The sequence below is a fragment of the Pedobacter steynii genome (genome assembly GCF_900103665.1).
Lineage (GTDB): Bacteria > Bacteroidota > Bacteroidia > Sphingobacteriales > Sphingobacteriaceae > Pedobacter > Pedobacter steynii.
Genome location: NZ_FNGY01000003.1, coordinates 233967 through 256197, shown reverse-complemented (window position 1 = coordinate 256197; position 22231 = coordinate 233967). Strand labels below are relative to the sequence as shown.

15 protein-coding genes are annotated in these 22231 nt (G+C 39.6%); 12 read left to right on the top strand and 3 right to left on the bottom strand.

Annotated features, from left to right (window positions below; all coding sequences use genetic code 11):
- Positions 1–14: 14 nt before the first annotated feature.
- The 4 genes from BLQ87_RS09345 (at position 15) to BLQ87_RS09330 (ending at position 9185) form a co-directional block, all read left to right on the top strand.
- Entirely contained in the window at positions 15–3509 is a 3495-nt protein-coding gene (locus BLQ87_RS09345; RefSeq protein ID WP_172664768.1) for a SusC/RagA family TonB-linked outer membrane protein, read from the top strand.
- 10 nt (positions 3510–3519) lie between these two features.
- On the top strand, positions 3520–4872 hold the full coding sequence (locus BLQ87_RS09340) for a RagB/SusD family nutrient uptake outer membrane protein (protein ID WP_074605893.1): 1353 nt from the start codon (positions 3520–3522) through the stop codon (positions 4870–4872).
- 75 nt (positions 4873–4947) lie between these two features.
- The gene (locus tag BLQ87_RS09335; protein ID WP_074605892.1) at positions 4948–6324 is read left to right on the top strand and encodes a TlpA family protein disulfide reductase; all 1377 of its coding nucleotides are present in this window, start codon (positions 4948–4950) and stop codon (positions 6322–6324) included.
- Positions 6325–6380: 56 nt separating this feature from the next.
- Positions 6381–9185: a M16 family metallopeptidase gene (locus BLQ87_RS09330; RefSeq protein WP_074605891.1), complete on the top strand. Its 2805-nt coding sequence runs from the start codon at positions 6381–6383 to the stop codon at positions 9183–9185.
- Between the two features lie 1791 nt (positions 9186–10976).
- On the opposite strand, the gene BLQ87_RS09315 is transcribed toward BLQ87_RS09330, so the two are convergent.
- Positions 10977–11384 (bottom strand): MauE/DoxX family redox-associated membrane protein, encoded by a 408-nt coding sequence (locus BLQ87_RS09315; protein WP_172664769.1) that lies wholly within the window; start codon positions 11382–11384, stop codon positions 10977–10979.
- 350 nt (positions 11385–11734) lie between these two features.
- Between BLQ87_RS09315 and BLQ87_RS09310 the strand changes: the two genes are divergently transcribed.
- From BLQ87_RS09310 to BLQ87_RS09295, 4 genes are all read left to right on the top strand, one after another.
- The gene (locus tag BLQ87_RS09310; RefSeq protein WP_074605887.1) at positions 11735–12310 is read left to right on the top strand and encodes a TetR/AcrR family transcriptional regulator; all 576 of its coding nucleotides are present in this window, start codon (positions 11735–11737) and stop codon (positions 12308–12310) included.
- Between the two features lie 65 nt (positions 12311–12375).
- Complete coding sequence (locus tag BLQ87_RS09305; RefSeq protein WP_074605886.1) at positions 12376–12678, top strand: hypothetical protein; 303 nt, start codon at positions 12376–12378, stop codon at positions 12676–12678.
- Positions 12679–12731: 53 nt separating this feature from the next.
- A complete protein-coding gene (locus BLQ87_RS09300) occupies positions 12732–13769 on the top strand; it encodes an LLM class flavin-dependent oxidoreductase (protein WP_074605885.1) in 1038 nt (345 codons plus the stop codon).
- Positions 13770–13887: 118 nt separating this feature from the next.
- Positions 13888–14745 (top strand): alpha/beta hydrolase, encoded by an 858-nt coding sequence (locus BLQ87_RS09295; RefSeq protein WP_074605884.1) that lies wholly within the window; start codon positions 13888–13890, stop codon positions 14743–14745.
- An 80-nt stretch (positions 14746–14825) separates the two neighbouring features.
- Here the strand turns inward: BLQ87_RS09295 and BLQ87_RS09290 are convergent, their stop codons facing one another.
- The gene (locus BLQ87_RS09290; protein ID WP_074605883.1) at positions 14826–15509 is read right to left on the bottom strand and encodes a hypothetical protein; all 684 of its coding nucleotides are present in this window, start codon (positions 15507–15509) and stop codon (positions 14826–14828) included.
- Positions 15510–15786: 277 nt separating this feature from the next.
- Here BLQ87_RS09290 and BLQ87_RS09285 point away from each other — a divergent pair, with 277 nt between their 5' ends.
- Together BLQ87_RS09285 and BLQ87_RS09280 are read left to right on the top strand one after the other, a co-directional pair.
- Complete coding sequence (locus BLQ87_RS09285; RefSeq protein WP_216857752.1) at positions 15787–17238, top strand: amino acid permease; 1452 nt, start codon at positions 15787–15789, stop codon at positions 17236–17238.
- A gap of 356 nt (positions 17239–17594) precedes the next feature.
- Positions 17595–18422, top strand: a complete 828-nt coding sequence (locus tag BLQ87_RS09280; RefSeq protein WP_074605882.1) for a DUF6266 family protein — start codon at positions 17595–17597, stop codon at positions 18420–18422.
- A gap of 142 nt (positions 18423–18564) precedes the next feature.
- On the opposite strand, the gene BLQ87_RS34170 is transcribed toward BLQ87_RS09280, so the two are convergent.
- Positions 18565–18693, bottom strand: coding sequence for a hypothetical protein (locus BLQ87_RS34170; RefSeq protein WP_262502375.1), 129 nt, complete (start codon positions 18691–18693; stop codon positions 18565–18567).
- 549 nt (positions 18694–19242) lie between these two features.
- On the opposite strand from BLQ87_RS34170, the gene BLQ87_RS09275 reads away from it, so the two are divergent.
- Positions 19243–19884 (top strand): polysaccharide biosynthesis/export family protein, encoded by a 642-nt coding sequence (locus tag BLQ87_RS09275; protein WP_245723825.1) that lies wholly within the window; start codon positions 19243–19245, stop codon positions 19882–19884.
- Positions 19885–19913: 29 nt separating this feature from the next.
- Positions 19914–22208: a GumC family protein gene (locus BLQ87_RS09270; RefSeq protein WP_074605880.1), complete on the top strand. Its 2295-nt coding sequence runs from the start codon at positions 19914–19916 to the stop codon at positions 22206–22208.
- The last annotated feature ends 23 nt before the right edge of the window (positions 22209–22231 follow it).

The window sequence follows — 22231 nt, the reverse complement described above, 5'->3', positions numbered from 1 at the left end:
AAAGAAAATGGATCATGAGAGCTAACCTAACCACGGTTCTTTTAATTTCAGCAATCATACAGGTGAGTGCAAGTTCATTTGCACAGAAAATCACCTTGTCGGAGAAAAATGCGCCACTGATGAAGGTGTTCAGGGCGATTCGAGCGCAGACGGGATATGATTTTATGCTTACCGCGAGAACACTTAAGGGGACGAAGGATATTACAATAGAGGTTAAAAATGCAGAGTTGAATGATGTATTGAAGAAGATTTTTGAGGGGCAACCGCTGAAATATTTTGTAAATGATCAGACGATAATTGTGTCGGAGAAAGAAGGAGTTGGTTTGAGTGGAAAGGAGAAGTCTTTGATGGATATTACGGTTAGAGGTAGAGTGGTGGACGAGAAGGGGGAGGGCTTGCCCGGGGCTACTGTGAAGTTGAAAGGAAATGAATCTAAGGTGTCGATTGTGACGAGTTCTGAAGGTAAGTTCTCGATAAATATTCCGGGAGAAAATGCGGTATTAATCGTTTCATATGTCGGATATAAAACTAAGGAAATAAATGTATCTGGAGCAGATGTGGATTTAGTTATTCGCTTGGAACCAGTAACAGGACAGCTGGAAGAGGTCTCTGTGGTTAGTACCGGTTATCAGACTATTCCTAAAGAAAGGTCAACTGGGTCTTTTGAAAAGATTGATAATGCCTTACTAAACAGAAGTACAGGAGCAAGTATACTTAGTCGACTAGAAAATATTACTCCAGGTCTTTTCGTAGACAGAAGGCTAAACTCAGAGCGTGCTCCAGGAATTGGGAACATAAGTATTCGGGGTCTAACTACGCTTACACAAGCTATTGCAACCCCTTTGATTATATTTGATAATTTTCCTTATCCCGGAGAATTAGAAAATATAAACCCAAATGATGTAGAGAGTGTGACTATACTTAAAGATGCAGCGGCAGCATCAATCTGGGGGGCTCGTGCAGCGAATGGAGTTATCGTGATCACCACAAAAAAAGGAAACTATAACCGGAGAACACAAGTTTCATTCAATACGAATTTAACTGTTCTGGAAAAACCTGATTTGTTTACACTGAAGCCGATGACGGCTTCCGATTATATTGATCTGGAAAAGACGCTTTTTAACAATGGTTTTTATAATAACAAGATAGATGATATTTACACCTGGCCATATCTTTCACCTGTAGTTGAATTGATGTTAAACGCACGACAACCCGGTGCAACGATATCCCAGGAGGAAGCAGACACCCAAATCAATACATTGCGTAATCACGATGTACGTAATGATTATACGAAATATGTATACAGGATGGGTATAGCCCAACAATATGCACTTAATATCAATGGGGGGGGAAATGAATTTACCTACCTGCTTTCAGGAGGCTTTGATAATAATCGTATAAATGTGGTCAAAAACCAAGGACAAAGAATTACTTTAAGGAGTGCCTTTGCTTATAAACCTATAAGCGAGCTTGAATTTGAAGGAGGTATGTTTTATACGCAAAGCAAAGATTTAGCAAGTGGTAATTTCAGCCGGTTACTTTATGATCCAGCTGTTGTTCTTCCTTATACAAGATTGGCTAATCAAGATGGTAATCCACTTGTTGTTGGTAGGAACTATGGTGTAAGATTTTTAGATACAGCTGATCCGCGCTATTTAGATTGGAGATATCGTCCATTGGCAGAACTGGATGCGAGCTCAAATACGATAAATACTTATGACTGGTTAATGAATCTGGGATTGAACTATAAAATCTCCAAAATATTCAGTGCTTCAGTTAAGTATCAGTATGGGAGGACAATAGCTGAAAATACAAACCTCCAAAGGCAGGAATCCTACTATACACGTAATCTTATTAATTTGTTAACGACATTTAATGGCACAGAACCTAAACGCAATTTGCCCCTTGGAGGGGTTCTGGGACAATTTAGAGGAAACAATGACGCTTACAATATAAGGGGTCAAATAAATGCCAGTAAAACCTGGAACGATAAACATCAATTTGATGGCTTGGTCGGTGTCGAAAAGAGCGAAAAGCATCTCCAGTCCAACAGCTCTACAGTTTATGGTTATAATGAAGAAGTGTTGACGCACGCAGACGTGGATCACCTTACTCAGTTCATTTCTCCTGTTTATTCATTTGTGAGTTTGCCAAGTAATATTGATATTAATGATCAACTTTATCGTTTTACATCGATTTTTGCCAATGCTGCTTATACCTACAATAGTCGATACACGATATCGGCAAGTGGACGTAAGGATGCAGCAAATCTTTTTGGGGTAAACGCAAATCTTCGAGGAACTCCTTTTTGGTCTACGGGAATAAGTTGGGATATCTCCAAAGAGCCTTTTTATCATTTCGCCTTAATGCCATTTTTAAAATTGAGAGCGACATATGGATATCAGGGTAATACGGATAGTCGATTATCAGCTCATAGTTCAATAAGATATGCCAGTGCTAACGCCTACACAATTAGCCTCCCTTATGCGGACCTGATTAACCCTGCCAATAACGACCTGAGATGGGAAAGAGTGGGGACACTGAATTTAGGGATTGACTTTCGTTCAAAGGATAACGTCATTTCAGGAAGTATTGAGTACTACAAGCGTCATTCAAAAGATGTATTAAATACCACTCCTTTAGATTATACTACTGGATTTTCTTCCGCAATATATAATAGTTCTGACCTGAAAGGAAAAGGACTGGATCTGTCTTTGCACTCTCTAAATCTAAAAGGTAGTTTCAAATGGAATACTGACTTGTTTTTGAATTATAACTCAAATAAGGTTACAAAATATACCCCACTAAATACGGATATCACCAATTATATTAACGAGGGATTAGCAGTTTCATCAGGTTTGATTGTGGGGAGACCTGTTTATGCTATATTTTCCTATGGCTGGGCTGGTCTTGATCCCAATTCTGGTGACCCTATGGGTTATCTTAATGGAGAAAAAAGTAAGGATTATACAGCACTGACGAGTGTCACCCCAGATCAGTTACAGTACCATGGCTCTGCTATTCCAATCTGGTCGGGAGCTTTCAGGAATACTTTCACTTATAAAAATATAAGTGTTTCCGCAAATATCATTGGCAAATTTGGACACTTTTTCAGAAGATCAAGCATCGATTATGGATCATTGTTAAACCCTAATTCAACTAATATTGTAGGAGGACATTCGGATTATGCCCTTCGCTGGCAGAAACCAGGGGACGAGTCGTCGACAAATGTTCCGTCATTCATTTATCCCGACGATCCCTTACGCGATAAGTTTTATGCAGGGTCAGCAATTCTAATCGATAAAGCTGATCATATTCGCTTACAGGATATTACGCTGGGGTATACATTGGATAGAACCAGTTGGGCTATTAAAAACGTCAAAATATTTGCAAATTTTAGTAATCTGGGGATAATCTGGAGGGCAAACAAACTGGGGCTTGATCCTGAGTTTTATCGTGGCTATCCTGCGCCCCGAACAATTGCATTAGGTTTAAACGCTAATTTTTAATATTATTACCATGAGATCCACATATAAAATAATTTTCTTGTTGGCAGCAGTTTGCATCCTTAGTGCCTGCAAAAAATTCCTGGATGTGAAGCCTGATAAAAAACAGGTCATTCCTGTTTCATTAGAGGATTGCCAGGCTCTTTTAAACAATGTTGATATTTTACCCATCGGTCCAATCTCAGGAGAGACATCGTCAGATGACTATTACCTCACCGATGCGAATTGGAACTTACTTATTCCTCAAAACAAAGAGCCTTATATATGGCAATCGAATGCTAACGTAAACATTACGGATTGGTCTGGCCCTTACCAAAAAATATTGGTCGCCAACCAGGTGTTAGAAACGCTGAAGGATATTAATCGTGCTGCAAACCAGCAACAGTGGGATAAAATAAAAGGAGCTGCTTTATTACTCCGATCGATAAATTATTTTTATTTAGCCGAACTTTTTGGTAAACCGTATGATGCGAATACGGCAGGATCGGATTTAGGTATTCCAATACGATTAACATCTAGTATTGACGAGGAAACTGTAAGGGGTAATTTACAACAGGTTTATGACCGCATGATCCAGGATTTTACGGAAGCAGCGACATTATTACCCTCAGAACAACCCCTTACACCACTTGCTAAATCTGTAGCAAGTCCGGTAAAAGCGACGGCATATGCTGGTTTGGCCAGGACATTTCTAATTATGGGAGACTATACCAAAGCCTATAATAATGCTGATGCCAGTTTGAAGCAATATGGTGCATTGATGGATTATAAAACTCTAGATCCAACTGCCTACTATCCAATACCAAGGTTTAATACCGAAGTAATATATGAAATTAATGGGAATGGCCTGGCTCCGCTTATCTATGGCTTAGTTGCCCCTGAACTATATAATCTTTATAGTCCTGGAGATCTTAGAAAGGGTCTATATTTCAGGGACAACGGAAATGGCACTTTTAGTTTCAAAGGAACCTATGTTCCTGGAGCACTATTCTTAGGTTTTGCTACCGATGAAATTTATCTGATCCGGGCTGAGTGTGCTGCTAGGAGAGGGAATGTGGCTGTAGCCATGGATGATCTGAATACATTGAGACAAAATCGTTGGGACAATACTTATACCCCACTAGTAGCCAGCAATGCGGATGAAGCTTTAAAGTTAATTATAAATGAACGTAGAAGGGAATTACCCTTTAGAAGTTTAAGATGGGTCGATCTGCGAAGATTAAACAAAGAAAATTCATTTGCCAAAATCTTACAACGTACGCTAAACGGTCAGGTTTATAGCTTGCCTCCGAATGATATCCGCTATACGTTGCTCATACCGAGAGAAGTATTGGAGCGGGTAAATATACCGCAGAATCCCAGATAAGCAATTGTTTTTCTAACGGAAGGATAAGATGGCGTTTCTTTTGTCTGTTTTACTCTTCCAAATATTAAGCTAAAGATGAATTTTAAAATAATGATTTTACTATTGTCATTTCTCTTTTATAAGACAGTGAACGCCCAAAAACATCCAGTTAAAATAGCAAAGAATAAAACGTCTTCTATACAAAAAATCCAAAACCTAAAGATAGGAGACCCGATGCCTGATATTCTTATACCGATGATAATCAATGACCGTTATTCTTCTGTGAGAAGCACTAATTTTAAAAACCAGTTGCTGATTGTTGATTTCTGGTTTACAAACTGTGGGGCTTGTGTTGCAGGTTTGCCAAAAATGATGTCATTGCAGCAGGAATTTGGAGATCGGATTAAAGTACTTCCTGTTACTTTTGAAAAAAAAGAGGTTGTCGGTAAATTCTTAAAAACTAATTTTAAAACAAGAGATATCGTCGTTCCTACTGTTATTGAGGATAAAGTCTTGTCGCAATTGTTCAAACATGTTGCCGCTCCACATCAAGTTTGGATTTATCATGGAAATGTGATTGCTATCACCGAACAGGATTATGTAAATAGTAAAAACATTAATTTTATTCTGAATGGTGGAAAAAATGACTGGCCAGTTAAGAATGATTATCTTCCTGCTGTCGATATAAAGACACCCTTAGTCCGCCAGGATATGAGCCGATTTACGGGAGTCAATCCATTAAAAAGATATGCTGCTATTTTTGGTTGCTATCAGGATGGGGTTATTACCAAGATGGGAATGACTGTTGATTCTGTCAACGGTACATGCCGAAATTACATTATAAATCTTCCTATTCTTAATATCTATTCCATTCAGTGGAGTATCGCTTCCGGGATTAATCGTTTTCCAGAGCCCAGTGGTATAATCCTTGAAGTTAAAGACCCATCAAAATTTGTTTCTCTTGAAGATAGTGAGGAGACGAGTTTCGTCAGACGTCAAAAAACCTATATATGCTACGAATCCATGGGCCCGAATACTCTACAAACCCGGGAAGAAGCCGCCCTGGAAATAATTAAAGACTTCGACAATCTGTTGGGTCTAAAGGGACGCTATGAAAAAAGGAAAATGAATTGCCTTATACTTATTGAAAAGGATTCCATCGATGCGATTAAATCACGAACAGAGAATGGAGAGGGTAAAGAGTTTTTGGCAGCCCCCAATATTAAAATTCAAAACAAAAGTCTTGATGGAATAGTCTGGAAGATGAATCAGGTTTATGGCAATCCACCTGCATTCAATGAAACAAGCTATAAAGGGAATGTAAACATGAAGTTTTCATTAAACTCCTGGAAAAACATCCCTGAATTACGGATAGCGCTTCAAGGTTTTGGTCTCGACCTAAAAGAAGAGCAGAGAGAGCTGGAAGTCTTTGTTTTGACTGAAAATCATACAAATCAGCAATTAAAGAAATAAACCATTTAAAGGCAAACAACATTTACTTATTCAGGTAATTGTTTAAAGAAATTTTAATGAAAAATAAGATAAAAATATTCCTGACAATTATGGCGTTATCTACTAGTCTAGGCATTTTCAATACTTTGGGCCAAGTCATTCCAAGGGATACCGCAGTAAGAATCGGAAAACTAAGTAATGGCCTGACCTATTACATCCGTCACAATACTATTCCAAAGAACCAGGCAGATTTTTATATTGCTCAAAAGGTGGGTTCAGTACTTGAAGAAGAAAATCAGCGCGGACTGGCACATTTTCTGGAACATATGGCATTTAACGGAACTAAACACTTTCCTGGAAATATGTTAATTACGGAGCTTGAAAAGAAAGGAATTAAGTTTGGCGCCAATATAAATGCTTACACGGGCTATGATGAAACGGTTTATAAGCTAACTAATATTCCTTTAAATAGACCTGGGATCCTAGATACCGCGTTAATTATCCTGCATGACTGGTCGGGCTTTATCCTCAACAATGATAAGGATATTGATGAAGAAAGGGGTGTTATACGGGAAGAATGGCGGACGAGATCTTCCAGCTATTTACGTGTACAGGAAAATCAAATATTACCAAAACTCTTTGAGGGCACACCGTACGCCAATAGACTGCCTATTGGGTTGATGGAGGTAGTCAATAATTTCAAACCGCAAGAGCTTAAAAACTATTATAAGAAATGGTACAGACCGGACTTGCAAGGCATAGTTGTTGTTGGAGATTTCGATGTGGACGAGGTAGAAGCCAAACTTAAACACGTTTTTTCTGATATCCCCAAGCCATCAAATCCTACTTCACGCAAATATTTTACGATTCCAGATAATAAACAGCCAATCATAGCAATTACTTCTGATCCAGAAATCAGGAATACGTCAGCCGTTGTCTATTGGAAACTGGATACTGTTGAAGCCAGTAAAAAGGAAAGCCAACAATATTTTAAAATCATGCTTATCAACAGGATTGTCAGCAATATGCTGAATGAACGTTTTGCTGAAATGGCAAGGGAAAATAAGGCTACTAATTCTCTAAGTGCCATCATGGGAAACTATTCAGTATCTTCAAGACCAGCGTGGAATTTAAACATAGACGCTCCAAATAATGACCTCAAAACTGCCCTAAGAACTGGTTTGCAGGAATGCGAACGAATGCGCAGGTTCGGCTTCAGTAAAAATGAATTCGAATATTCGATTAAAGATTTCAATTTAACTCACAACGAATCGCAATACTATGACCGGAAAAATAGAAACACTTTTGAATACTCTAGGGAATATGTGGGACAATTTCTAAATGGAGACATTTCTCCAACACCTGAATGGAGATATCTTATGACCAGGAGTATTCTTAATGAACTTAGCGTTGATACCCTGAACTTTTACGCAAAAAAATATATTCAGGATAGGAACATGGCTTTTGAAATTTTGTATCCCGTCAAAGAAGGTCTTCTGCTGCCCAGTAAATCCGATATTATAAAAATCTGGGAAGAAGTTAAGCAGACGAGGTTGAAGCCTTGGATAAAGGACGAAAAGTCTAATGATTTAACCACTTTAAAAATTCCTGCTCGCGGTAAGGTGATTAAAACAGAAAAAAATATAGCTCCTTTTGGTTTTACTAAATGGTCGCTTTCTAATGGCATAGAGGTTTGGTTTAAGAAAACCGGTTATGACGAGCCCTCGGTTTATATTTATGGATTTAAAGCGGGAGGCTATTCTACGGTCGTGATGGATGATCTTCCATCTGCGATGGCTTATACTAACATTGCATCATTAAGTACTTTTGAAGGGATCAATGGCCGGGCCCAGGTCCAGAGTAAGCTTGATAAAAATTTTGAATCAATAACTGGTAATGGCACAATCTTACATCCAAAAATCCTTTTTCAGAATATCTATTTAAAGATGACAAAATTTAAAAATGAGCAGGAAGCTTTTGGCAACTGGAAACATAAGCAACAAGAGAGAAATCAATCACGCTCCGTAAACCCACAAACGGTTTATGCAGATACATTGGTCTCTATCATGAGCAATCATCACCCTCGAGCATTGTCTCTTAATAATCCAAAGGTTTTGGATAAAGTAGACTATGAGAGGATCAATAGGCTGCACGAAGAACATTTTGGAAATGCCAATGGGTTTACCTTCATTATGAGTGGGAATTTAAACGAAGACAGCGTCAAAGTTCTTGCTGAAATCTGGTTGGGGGGATTGCCTTCAACAAACAAACTAGGAAAAATATTAGATCATAGGATCTATCCACCCCAAGGGATTGTAAAAAGACACTTCAATAAAAAAATGGAAACGCCGCAATCGTCCATTACGATTGGATATACTGGTGAAATCCCTTATACCGCAGAGAATAGTGTATTAATGTCCATTAGTTCGGAGATTCTGAAAATGATATTTACTGAGACTATACGGGAGCAGGAAGGGGGCAGTTATGGTGTTGGTGTGAGTGGTGAGTTGATGAAACATCCAACAGAAAGATTTCTTTTTCAGGTAAATTTTGATACTGATCCAAACCCAATAAAAAAGAAAAAGCTGATTGATATTGTTTACAGGGAGCTTAAAATGATCATGGATAAGGGGCCTGACCAAGAAAAAGTAGAGAAGGTAAAGCAGAATTTGCTAAAGGACTATAGGGAAAGTATTTCTAAAAAAGATGCGAAATACTGGAATGGATATCAAGGAGCAATATTATTCTATGGTGTAGACTGGATAACAGGTTATGACAAAATCATATCATCCATTACACCTGAAATGATACGGTCATTTACTAAAGATATTTTTAACCAGGGTAACTTGATTGAGGTGGTGATGGACCCGGAAACAAAATAGAAAAATCAAATTGAAATCATGAAAAGGACAGCTGTACTTATTTAATACCTGACCAGCCTGTCCTGATGTTTTCATTTGAAAATTATTGGGGTTTTAAGCGCACGTTCGCCGACTCCATTTTTGTCGAGAAAGCGAGGTTGATCTCTGCCTGTAAAGCTGCAGTTATTACAGGTCTTTGAACCGCCCCAATAAATTGGATATCTGCAAAAATTGCACAAAGATGCACTTTTGGTGTTGGACATATTGGTGTCCCACTTACTAAATTGTAGTTCATTGGGTCGGTAATTGAACCCGAACAATCATATTTAAACCATGCTGCCGCCATAATTTCAGTGCTTTTATAAATCAAAAAGCTTAAACTTTACTTATCGCCTACTCTATTAGAGGTTTTCAGTACTCCCTTTGTAGATTTTTTAATATTTTTCGTACGATCTAAGTCTTGCTATTTAGTTATTTGTGGTAATATTTTTAATTTTACGGTTTGTGTTTGTAATTTATGTTGATTAAATATTTATAGGTAGAAATATTATTCTTTAATGGAAAAAGAACAGATCTAACTAATTTTAACATATAATTAGACCTGTCCCTGATTTTTCGCTTAAGAAATTACACTTATGGTTTTAAGCGCACGTTCGTGGACTCAACCTTTGTCAAGAAAGCGAGGTTGATCTCTGCCTGTAAAGCTGAAGTAATTACGGGTCTCTGAACTCCATTAATAAATTGAATCTCTGCAAAAATTGCGCAAATATTCAATTTTGGTGTTGGACAAATTGGGGTTCCACTCACTACGTTGTAATTCATTGGGTCAGTAATTGAACCCGAATCATCATATGAAAACCATGATGTTGCCATAATAGTAATGCTTTTATATACTTAAAAAGCTTAAACTTTATTTTTTACCTACTCTATTAAAGGTTTTCAGCGCTCCCTTTGCATACTCTATTTTGGGTTTTCTGCTTGGCCCAGGTTTTAAGTCTTGCAATACTTTAAACCTTTGTTTAAACAAATTTCTTTAATTTACCTTTTAGGGTGATCGATTATCTTCTATCTTATTTTTAAGGGCAAAGTCGTACGTTTGCTGATTCTGTTAAAGTCAACAGAGCAATATTTATCTCGGTACAAAGTGCTGAAGTTATAATTGGTCTAGTTACTCCGTTGATAATTTGAACTTCTGCAAAGATTGCGCAAAGATGTATCTTTGGGCTTGGACAAGTCGGAAATGTTATTTGAGTATAACTCATTGGACTGCATACCGGCCCCCCTATATATTTAAACCATGATGTCGCCATAATCATTATGCTTTTATAAATTCAAAAAGCTTAAACTTTATTTGTTGCCTACTCTGTTCAAGGTTTTCGGCTTTTCCTTTTGCTTGCGCTATCTCTACTTGTTTTGCAATTGTTTAAGTAATAGCCATAGTTGGCTAACTGTTCAAATTGGATATATTGAATGATCTAAGGCTTTAATCGTACATTTGAGGATTCAATAAGCGTTGATATGGCCAGATGAATTTCAGAACATAATGCTGGCGGTATATATGGCTTTTGTACCCCACCAATCATTTGAATTTCTGCAAAAATTGCGCAAAGACGTCGTTTAGGCGCAGGGCAAATTGGATTTCCCGAAATAATTGTATAGTTTAGGGGATCACAGACACCCCCCGTATCGTCGTACACAAACCATGATGTAGCCATAATTTTTATTGCTTTTATAATCTTAAAAAGCTTAAACTCTATTTTTCTTCCTACTCTATTAAAGGTTTTCGGCTTTCCTTTTTACTCAAATAAACACTCAATACCTCATCTCCATCAACACTACCCCAACCACTGCAATCAACGTCAGCAATAAATTAACCCTGAAATGTTTTTTCCACCCTATTCTGCTAAAAACCCCTCCACATGGACACGGATATATATCATAAACCCTAAAAATAATCCCGCTCACATACACCGTAAAAACTACCATCATGAACAAAGAGATATACATCCCAATCAATCTCGTCTCCGGAACAATCAATAATACCACCGTTCCTAACTCCCCAACCGGCAACATCCAACTCAACCATGGCACTGTCCATTTAGGAATAGCCTGACTTTTCAAAACCTCCTTAAAATACTTTATGTTGCGTAATTTTGGTACTGCTGCATATATCCATAACGCGATGAACAATACAATAATCGTATATATTAAAACAGACATCACCATTTATCCGGGGCTTTAAAAATTCATCTTTTACCATTTCAGAACTGAGTGAGTTACAGTTGTTAAAAACTGAGTTACCCGGAAAAACAATTCACCAAATAATAGGACTAAATCTGGCCTATATTTTATCTAAAAAGTTGTTATCCGAACCTCCTTCAGTTAAAGAATATCATCCGATATCTTAGTGCCAAGGTCGGGAGGTTTCCACTCATATTCTAGGGTCAAATGTCCCAAAATCCTATCCCTCCATTATTTCTGTTTATAAAATGTAAAATCAGGCTCAATTCCCGCAAACAAAATAAAACTAATTGGAACACTCGTTCTAAATAACTACTTTTGCTTCCATTATGGCACGTAATAAAGAATTTGATCCTACAGAAAAACTGGAAAAGGCCCGCGACTTATTTTGGGAAAAGGGGTACCACGCCACTTCTATGCAGGACCTTGTGAGCCAGATGAAAGTGAATAGGGGCAGTATGTACGACACTTATGGCGACAAGCACCAGCTTTTCATAGAAAGCTTACAAAATTATGCCAGGGAGACCTACAGCGAATATAAAAAGGCTGCAATAGGAGAAAAATCACCATTCAAATCCATTGAACTGATCATTAAAAAGGCAATTGAACGATCTTTTGAAGAAGAAAAGGTCTGTATGATTGTCAAATCATCTTTTGAAATGGCTCCGCTCGACAATGATGTCAAGGAAATACTAAAACAACTCAGCAATGCCCTGATCTCCATTTTCGAAGATTTGATCGGAAAAGCACAGCAAGCCGGGGAAATGTCAATAGATAAAAATGCCAGGCAATCGGCACAATTTATCGTGGGAAGCTTTGCCGGCTTATGGCAAATGCAAGCCTTATACAACGACAGGACAATGGTAGAACAAATGGCAAAAAGCACCTTGGATAGCTTAAAATAACATTCTAAAAGAACAGATTTTTTTTAACCAATAATGGAACGATTGTTCTATTAATAATAGCACCTATGGAAACGGATAAAATGACCCTTACTTACCTTTTGAAACACCAACAGCATCGAAACCTGGATTCGATCGCTGAAATCATGAACAATAACAATTTCTGGGAGATCTTTCCACCAGAAAACGTAGAAGTACTCAGCTGGAAAGTCCTGATTGGTCTGGGACACCTGGTTACACTGAATTTCCCACCTTCCCAACTTAGAGAAGTCAACCTTTCTATAGAAAAAGGGGCCTGGGGAGCTTTTGATACAGAAGCTTACAGCACGTACGATTACCTCGATATCTGGAAAGAAAAGGTAAAAAGATAATTTTTTTGACCAATAACAGAACGATTGTTCTAGAATAACAATAACACATATATATGGAATTAGGAATCAGTATGTTCGGCGATTTACACGTCGATCCGGCAACCGGAAAAATACAATCGGCACAGCAGCGCCTGAAAGAACTCATGGAAGAGATTAAGCTTGCCGACGAAGTCGGCATCGATCTTTTAGGAATAGGAGAGCACCATCGTCCCGAATACGCCGTGCCAAGCCCGGAAATTATCCTGGCTGCCGCTGCAGTCATCACGAAAAGAATCAAATTAAGCAGTTCCGTAACGGTATTAAGTTCATCAGATCCTGTTAAACTTTACCAGAACTTCGCTATGGTAGATTTGCTTTCCGGTGGCAGAGCCGAATTGATGGCGGGTAGGGGAAGCTTCACCGAATCCTTTCCGCTGTTTGGTTACGATTTGCAGGATTACAGCGCGCTGTTTGAAGAAAAGCTGAATTTATTATTAGCAATCAATAAAGAAGAAACCATCAATTGGCAAGGTCGCTTTCGTGCCGCTTTAAAAGACCAACAGGTACTCCCCAGGGCGGTAAATAATAAACTTACCGTATGGATTGCTGCCGGTGGAACGCCGGAATCTGTAGTGCGTGCCGGAAGTTTGGGTTTGCCTCTGGTCTTTGCCATCGTCGCAGGGACACCTTTACAACGCTTTAAGCCACTGTACGACTTGTACAAAGAAACTTATCAGGAGTTTGGATATGATATGTCAACGTTCCAGGTGGGGATGTTCTCGCATGCTTTATTTGGCCAGGAGGCGAAAGCAGTCAGCGAATACTACTACCCATTATATGCCGGACAAATGGACAGGATCGGAAGAACCAGGGGCTGGTTCCCTTTTCAACGGGAACAGTACGACTTTGGCAGGTCCAAAGCAGGGGCCTTATTTGTTGGGGATGCAGAACAGGCCATCGACAAAATCCTGTATGCACAGGAACTCTATGGAATCACCCGCTTTTCAGCGCATCTGGATGTAGGTGCACCTGACCACCGTCATTTGATGAAATCAATTGAAATATATGGGACTAAAATAGTACCAGCGGTCCGGAAAGCCTTAAATCAATAAATGAAACCGATAGCAAACAATTATATACTGATGAAACCATCATGATCTTACAGATCACATAACGAAATGAATAAAGATCATGATCGCTTCATAACCGATAAAAAACAATTATATTCCAATGAAAAACGTAAAAAGACTAAGCCTGTGGAATGGAAATCCACCTACCAATAGTGGATTATCCGGCAATGAAATTCTAAATCCGGAAGCGATCCTGGAACTGACCAATGTTACAGAAGCAGAGCTGATCATTTATAGTCCAGACGATGCGATAAATACAGGAGCTGCGGTGATCATCTGCCCTGGAGGCGCTTATGCGGGATTAGCCATTACTACGCAAGGCTACGATTTTGCAGAATGGCTAAACACGATCGGCATTACAGGGATCGTATTGAAATACAGAATGCCAAATGGAAACAAAGAAATTCCCCTGGATGATGTTCAGGAATCCATCCGGTATATCCGGAAAAACGCCAAAAAATTGAAACTAAATGAAAACAAGATTGGTGTAGCTGGTTTTTCCGCGGGAGGGCACCTTGCCGCGTTGTCGGCTACTCTGTTCTCAAAAGAATCAAAAGAATCAGAAGAGTTAAAAGAAGAAATCAGTACACGTCCTGACTTCTCCATCTTATTTTACCCTGTGATTTCAATGGGCCTGCACACTCAAAAAGACACCTGTCAAAATCTATTGGGCGAAAAACTGTCAGCCATAGAACGCTACTCTTGCGAAACACAGGTTCGTCCAGATACTCCGCCTGCGTTAATCTTAGTCAGTGATGATGATACCATTGTTTCTCCGCTCAACAGTATACGCTATTATGAAGCGCTGAAACAACATCATATTCCTGCTGAATTACATGTGTTTCCTCAGGGAGATCATGCCTGGGGAATAAAAGGACTCAACATGTTTGGGAAGAAATTTGAATATATTGAACAGGCAAAAGACCTCATTTTAAATTGGATCAGGAACCATTGCTAAGATCTTGATCCATCTAAAAAAAAGCTGTTTTCAACGCAAAAGGAAATGGCTTTTTTAATCTTTCCGCCAAATCCTGGTCTTTAAGAAGAAGACTTTTTATTGCCATAAGGCACGATCTTCCCGTGTTTGAAGGTAAGGTGTAAGGTCTGAGCGGAGACATGACCTTGCTGTTGCCATTTCGGTGATGCTTTTATAGCCCTCAATACTTCTTCGCGAACAGGCTTAGGCAATTGTTCAGTAAGCCTGATCTGACTAAAACTGCCATCCTTTTTAACACTAAACGACGCAATTAATCTGCCATTTGTGGATTCAGGGACTTTGCAATTCATAACCAGGTATTCATGCAAGGAATTTAATTCTGCATCTTCCACCACCCTGGGTGCCACGAATCCCAAAACAACCATTTTGCCCAGGTCTGGCTTGGTCTCTTTCTTTACTACTTTACCCATGAGTTCCTCTTGTGCATTTGCCTTCTGTCCGGTAGCTCCAAAGCCAATAAAAACCATCGCGGCTACCGCCCATCTTTTCCAAACGGATCTTTGGCTTTGTGCTGCAGGAACAAGCTGGTCAACCGTAAATCTGCCGCAAACATTGTTGTTGTTTTCCTGCATGATCTGAAGAAAATAAGCTGCTTTTTTATCCGTTAAATCGTAGACCTTCTTTTGGCAAACTCCGCAAAAGCGGCCATCACCTTCGGCTTTCATTGCCTCCCATTTTTCTTCACATTTGAAACTCAGACTGGCACCATTAATACGCTCTTCCATAATTTTATGATTTAAAATTGAGATGCATAAAAATTCAATTTTCCATATCAGGGCATTTTATTTATTTAAATATATCTATGTATCTATATGTATTGATATATAGATGTAATAGATCTGTTCATAGGTAAAATAGGTCCTTCAGTAAGTAGAATAGCACTTTCCCCCTGGTATTTGAGGAAACAGCTTAAATTAATTGAGCTTTTAATCGCTGAAATGAATATAAGTTTACACTTTTGCTGAAATACTCATTTGTCATTATTAATCAATACCACATACATTGAAACAAGTAGACGAAAAATCTGAACTGCAAAAACCTGAGGAGCAAAAACTGGTAAGGGGATTGCAAAACAGACATATTCAGTTAATTGCCCTTGGCGGTGCCATAGGAACGGGCTTATTTTTAGGCATCGGGCCAGCAGCAGTGCTTGCCGGGCCTTCTGTTATTTTAGGATATACTTTAGCGGGGATCATTGCCTTCTTCATCATGCGCCAGTTGGGCGAAATGGTAGTGGAAGAACCGGTATCAGGAAGCTTCAGTCATTTTGCATATAAGTATTGGGGTTCATTTGCCGGCTTTGCATCTGGCTGGAATTACTGGGTGTTGTATATCCTCGTGAGCATGTCGGAATTAACCGCGATCGGAATATATGTGCATTTCTGGTGGCCTGAAATTCCTTTATGGTCTTCCAGTCTTTTCTTCTTTCTGACCATTAATGCCTTAAACCTGACCTCGGTTAAGGTCTATGGAGAGGTCGAATTCTGGTTCTCCATTGTTAAAGTCGTGGCGATTATTGCCATGATCCTTTTTGGTATTTACCTGCTGGTAAGTGGAACCGGAGGGGAAAAAGCAAGCATTCAAAACCTTTGGAATGATGGCGGTTTTTTTGCGAAAGGATGGTTTAGTGCTGATGGAAAAGGTGGATTTGAAGGCTTATTTGCAGCCATTACGCTGATCATGTTTTCTTTCGGCGGACTGGAACTTATTGGGATCACTGCTGCGGAAGCGGAAAATCCGGAGAAAACAATCCCTAAAGCAACGAATCAGGTCATCTATCGCATCCTGATTTTTTATGTAGGTGCATTGGTGATCCTGTTCTCCTTATCGCCATGGAAAAGTATCACGACAGACAGCAGCCCTTTTGTAATGGTTTTTGAGAGTTTAAAAGGTTTTCAGTTTGACCTTTTCGGAAAGACGATTTATTTTACCAGTATCATTGCCAATGTGCTTAACCTGATCGTTTTAACAGCTGCATTATCGGTGTATAACAGCTGTGTATACAGCAATAGCAGGATGCTTTTTGGTTTGGCAGAACAGGGAAATGCACCGGCTTTCCTAAAGAAACTGAATAAGAACCATGTTCCTATAAAAGCCATTCTGGTGTCCAGTATTTTTGCCGCCATTTGTATTGTGGTGAATAAACTGATTCCGGAAAAAGCATTGGGAATCCTGATGTCATTGGTGGTTTCTTCCTTAATGATCAATTGGTTAATGATCAGTATTACCCATTTGAAATTCAGAAAAAGTAAAAAAGAAGAACAGATCAAAACAAAATTCCCTTCTTTTATCTATCCATTGTCGAACTATATCTGTCTGATTTTCCTGATCGGAATTTTAGTGATCATGTGGATCACAGGAATGAAGGTTTCCGTTGAATTGATCCCGGGATGGATCCTGCTCTTATACGTCTGTTACCTGCTGGTGAAAAGAAAGAAAAAACAACAAGCTTAAAAAGACTGATTTTATATTTTTCGAAGCCTGCGCTATCCTGGAGATGAAGCGCAGGCTTTTTTTATGTTCTTTCGTAATGTCTGTTAAATGTTTCCAACGAGTAGAAACGATGTGGTCGTTATGTGTTAACCTGCTTATGAGCATTCATCGGGGACCTATCAGGAGTCGCTAGGGCTTTTATCAGGCCGATACCCCTCCAAATCCGTTTATTCAGTTATTACAAGTCTTCTGGAACCTTAAAAGGACGTTAACACATAACGATCACATTAAAATCACATTTCAAATAATCTCTGTTCACCTATTGTAATGACATGGGATTTATGGTAAATTAGGTTAAAACAATTAATCTAATCATTATGGCATTATCTCCTTACGGACCTCATGGTCCACTAATCGGAAAAGTAGGAAAATTGGTTTCCTATGTCTTAAAGGGACGAGTGGTTACGCGCAGCCTGGGGCCCAAGCGGACCAAACACAGTAAAAATCAGCTGGCCAATTATCAGGCGATGGCGGTCACCATGAAACTTTTAAGTAACATGACCTCTTTTATCAATTCCAGTTTTGAAATCGAAGCAAGAGGAACCATTAAAAATCAGCACAACCTGGCTACTTCCTATAATAAAAAACAGGCCTTAAAGGGCGAGTATCCTGACATCAGCGTGGATTACAGCAAAGTAGTGCTGAGTTATGGCAAGCTTAAAATTGCTGAAAACCTGAAAATGGTAAAGACTGATACCGGTCTGAAAATCAGCTGGGATACCACAGGCGGGCAGGCAAATGATATGGTGATGATTATGGTTCACCATCCGGTGGATGGTGAGTCCCGTGACCATCTGAATGCTTGTCGCAGGGATGTAGGAACCCATTTTATTCTTTTGGATAAAGACAGGTTGGAGCAGCAATTAGAAGTCTACATCTGCTTCAAATCGGCAGATGGGAAACAAATTTCCAATAGTGTATACCTTGGAAATCTCAATGGAGAAACGTACAGCCTTGAAGTACAGAAAGAAAAGGAAAAGTATGTGGTGTTAAAAAACCGGTTTGATCAGGTTTCAGCAGAATATTTCAGGATTATGGAATTGAGAATAAGTGCTTCTATTGACAATAAAGCTTTTCGGAATCTGGAAAAGGAGTATGAGGTGCTCAAAGAGAAACTAAAGTATATGCCCGGTAAACCCGGTTAGTCTCCAAATGTACTAACCGGTGTTAATGATGGGAAACAGTACTAACCGGCAGCGTCAAGATTAACCGTAGAAATGGTCATCTGTTCCAATTGTAGCTTTGCATCAAAGGCGAGGTGGATATAGTATTGCCCATTTTTTACCGTTAAGATGAAACTGCTTGTTTCTCTTTTAAACTGCTGCCATTCAAGATCAGGTCGTAAGGTAATCCGCTCAATACCTTTCCTTTATCTGCTTTCAGAAAAACAGTGGAACAGGTCCTATCTTCTCCCATAAGACCGGAAAATGAAAGCCCGCTAAGTAGATTCCAGGTATAATCATCGCCAAACGTTTCATCATTTATGACAATTGGCTTTACTTTAAGGGCCTCATTAATTTTCTTTACCGGAACGGGAAGGGGGCATTGCTCCGCTTTTAGACAACAGCGTTTTTATCCCGGCGTCTTTTTGAGCAATACAGTTAAACGTTAGCAATAAAAGGAAGACAGATAGAAAGAACTTGTTCATCATTGTTTCTGATCCGGACCTCAAAAGTGGTACCATGTTGTATAAAAAAATTCTCACATATGTGAAACGGAATGAGAAAATTCCACAAGCGACTTCACAATTGGGTTCAAGCGCATTTATACCCTGCAATTAGTTAGTAAATTCATATTGTAATATTTAATCAAACATTTATTACTGTTTAATTTAAATTGTATTTTATGAATCTAAAACTTGTAGTGTGTTACTTAATGGTAATAACATTAAGTAGCTGTTCGAGACAAAGAAATTTAGTCTATTTCAGTGATCTGGATTCTAAAACAGGACCTTATTCGAAGATCTTGAATAACGGAGAACCAACTATTCTTCAGAACGATATCCTGTCCGTTACCGTAAATAGCACGAGTCCGGAGTCCAATGTTTTGTTCGCTTCACAACCTGTGAATCAGAGCGTAAACGGAGTCTATGAACGGGAAGGTTATCGGGTAAACGAAACCGGAACGATTAAGTTTCCTGTACTGGGAAAGGTTTCAGTGGAGGGACTAACGATCAGTCAGGCTCAGAACCTGATTGAATCCCAACTCAACAAATATGTCAAGAACGCAATCGTTAATATCAAATTCCTGAATTTCAGGGTAACGGTGATCGGAGAGGTCAACCATCCCTCCACCTTTACCGTGAGCAATGAAAAGATCAATCTGCTGGAAGCTTTGGGACTGGCCGGTGATATGACCGCTTATGGCAAAAGAGAAAATGTCCTGCTGATCAGGGAAGAAGATGGAAGACGCATCATGGAACGCATCAACCTGAACCGTCAGGATGTACTGAGCTCTCCCTATTTCTACCTGAAACAAAACGATGTGATTTATGTAGAGCCTGATAAGGCCAAATCGGTGGAGGTGAGTAACAACAACAGGTTAATGCCTTTAGTAGTGGCAACGATCTCTGCAGTGGCGGTGTTGGTGGCCACGGTTTTAAAATAGCATTAAGTTCATTCCTTAAATCTATTGTCATGGCTTACAATAAACAAAATCCGATAAATAATCCCGGCATTATCGCTGAGGGGATGAAGTATGTGAAATATTGGTATTTCTTCGTCCTGGCACTGGTACTAAGCCTGGGAGCCGCCTGGTTATACCTGCAAACTACCGTGTCAAAATACAAAGTAAGCAGCACCTTACTTGTTCAGGATGATACCAAAGGAGATGGTTTGTTGAAGGGAACGGCGTTTAGCGACCTGAATATGTTCAGGAGTTCTAAAACGGTGATCGATGAGATGGAAGTGATGCGCTCCCGGGATTTGATCCAGGGTGTAATGAAAGACCTGAAAATGGACGTCAGTTATTTTTATGAATTGTCGCTTAAAAACAAGGAATTGTATGGAAATACCTTACCGGTAAATGTGCTTTTAAACAAAAATACTGAACAGGCCTATATTCAAAAATTAAGCCTGACCATCATCAACGACCATCAATTCATTTTAAATGAAAATGGAAAAAGGACGATTTACAATTTTGGTTATGCCATTGCCCGTCCTCAGTTCAACATCACCGTTGTCAAAGGTCCTGCATTTAGCATATCCGACAAGGTCATTCAGATCCGGTTCGTCAACCTGGGGCAATTGGCACAAGCCTATAGTACTGCCGGACTAACGGTTCTGCCGGTGATTAAAGATGCGAATACCGTGGTATTAAGTCTCCTGGATGCCATACCACAACGTGGGATCGACATCTTAAATGCGCTGATCTCGAGGTACAATATGGAAAACGTCAATAACAAAAACATCATGGCTTTAAATACGATTAAGTTCATTGATGGGAAGTTGAAATTCCTCACCAAAAACCTATCGGGAGTAGAGCAGGATGTAGAAAATTATAAAAGGGATAACAGAATTACAGAGCTGAGTGCTGATGCACAGATGAACCTGCAATCCTCAGGAAGTTACAATGAGCAACTGGCCTCTAGTGAGGTACAGCTGAGCCTTGTCCAGTCATTGATTAGTTATCTGAGAGGTGGGGATGCCAGTTTTGAACTGGTGCCTACCACACTGGGGTTGAAAGATCCTACCTTACAAAACCTGACCGATAAATACAATAACCTGCAGATTGAAAGAGAGCGGCTGCTGCGGAACAATAGTGTCAACAACCCGCTCGTGGTCAGTCTGACGGAACAACTGAGCGGCCTGAAAGGAAGCCTGCTGGAAAACCTGACGATGATCAGAAGAGGGCTTACGCTGGAAAGAAACAAGCTGAGCAGCAAAACTTCCCAGTTTGAGAGCAGGTTAAATCATGTTCCGGTGATGGAGCGCGGGCTGCTGGAGAGAAGCAGGGAGCAAAGTGTGAAAACAACGCTTTACCAGTATCTGCTGCAAAAAAGAGAAGAAACAGAGCTTTCTTTATCGGCTACGATTCCTACTTCTAAACTCATCGACAGGCCGGCTTACAATCCGATTCCTGCTAAACCGAAAGTGCAGCTGATTTATATGCTCAGCATGATGGCAGGCCTGATGATTCCATTTTCAGTGATCTACCTGAAAGATAAACTCAACAGCAAAGTGAAAGATATTTATGATGTGGAATACATCGCCATGAACGGGAAAATCCTGGGCGAGCTCAGCCATAAAGCCATTGGGGAATCTATTGTGGTGCACAAAAACCAAAGCAATACCATTTCTGAACTGTTCAGGTACATCCGCTCCAACCTGCATTTTATGGACATGAACCTGCACAATAAGGTATTGCTCGTGACCTCTACTTCTAAAGGAGAGGGGAAAACTTTTTTCAGCATTAACCTGGGCATTACGCTGTCCTTAATTGATAAAAAGGTGGTCATCCTGGAGTTCGACCTGCGCAAGCCAGACCTGCTCAACAACATGAACCTGAAGAGTAAAACGGGGTTATCAGATTACCTGAAATCGGATAAGCTTCAGGTAGATGACATTCTAATCAAAACACCTCAGTCTGAGCACCTCTTTGTGATTGGATGCGGTGAAATTTCAGACAGCCCTTCAGAGATTCTGATGAGCCCTAAACTTGAAATCCTGTTTAAGGAGCTCAGAGAACGGTTCGACTACGTGATCGTAGACACTTCGCCTGTAGGGCATGTCGCCGATGCGTTTACCATCGCAACTTTTGCCGATTCCAGTATTTACCTGGTACGGTACAATTATACGCATAAAGAAGACCTCGCCATATTTGAAGAAATCTGTGAAAATGGCCGGCTTAAAAATCCAATGATCGTGTTTAATGACGCGGGTAAAGGAAATAAAAATGCCTACAAATATGGCAGATATGCTTATTCTGCTTAAATAGAAAACGAACTTAAAAAAGC

Excerpts from the sequence above, each read along its gene's own strand:
- BLQ87_RS09270 (WP_074605880.1), top strand. The coding sequence starts at position 19,914 with ATGGCTTACAATAAACAAAATCCGATAAATAATCCCGGCATTATCGCT.
- BLQ87_RS09290 (WP_074605883.1), bottom strand. The coding sequence starts at position 15,509 with ATGGAAGAGCGTATTAATGGTGCCAGTCTGAGTTTCAAATGTGAAGAA.
- BLQ87_RS09330 (WP_074605891.1), top strand. The coding sequence starts at position 6,381 with ATGAAAAATAAGATAAAAATATTCCTGACAATTATGGCGTTATCTACT.
- BLQ87_RS09345 (WP_172664768.1), top strand. The coding sequence starts at position 15 with ATGAGAGCTAACCTAACCACGGTTCTTTTAATTTCAGCAATCATACAG.
- BLQ87_RS09310 (WP_074605887.1), top strand. The coding sequence starts at position 11,735 with ATGGCACGTAATAAAGAATTTGATCCTACAGAAAAACTGGAAAAGGCC.
- BLQ87_RS09280 (WP_074605882.1), top strand. The coding sequence starts at position 17,595 with ATGGCATTATCTCCTTACGGACCTCATGGTCCACTAATCGGAAAAGTA.
- BLQ87_RS34170 (WP_262502375.1), bottom strand. The coding sequence starts at position 18,693 with ATGGGAGAAGATAGGACCTGTTCCACTGTTTTTCTGAAAGCAGATAAA.
- BLQ87_RS09315 (WP_172664769.1), bottom strand. The coding sequence starts at position 11,384 with ATGTCTGTTTTAATATATACGATTATTGTATTGTTCATCGCGTTATGG.
- BLQ87_RS09295 (WP_074605884.1), top strand. The coding sequence starts at position 13,888 with ATGAAAAACGTAAAAAGACTAAGCCTGTGGAATGGAAATCCACCTACC.
- BLQ87_RS09300 (WP_074605885.1), top strand. The coding sequence starts at position 12,732 with ATGGAATTAGGAATCAGTATGTTCGGCGATTTACACGTCGATCCGGCA.
- BLQ87_RS09335 (WP_074605892.1), top strand. The coding sequence starts at position 4,948 with ATGAATTTTAAAATAATGATTTTACTATTGTCATTTCTCTTTTATAAG.
- BLQ87_RS09305 (WP_074605886.1), top strand. The coding sequence starts at position 12,376 with ATGGAAACGGATAAAATGACCCTTACTTACCTTTTGAAACACCAACAG.
- BLQ87_RS09340 (WP_074605893.1), top strand. The coding sequence starts at position 3,520 with ATGAGATCCACATATAAAATAATTTTCTTGTTGGCAGCAGTTTGCATC.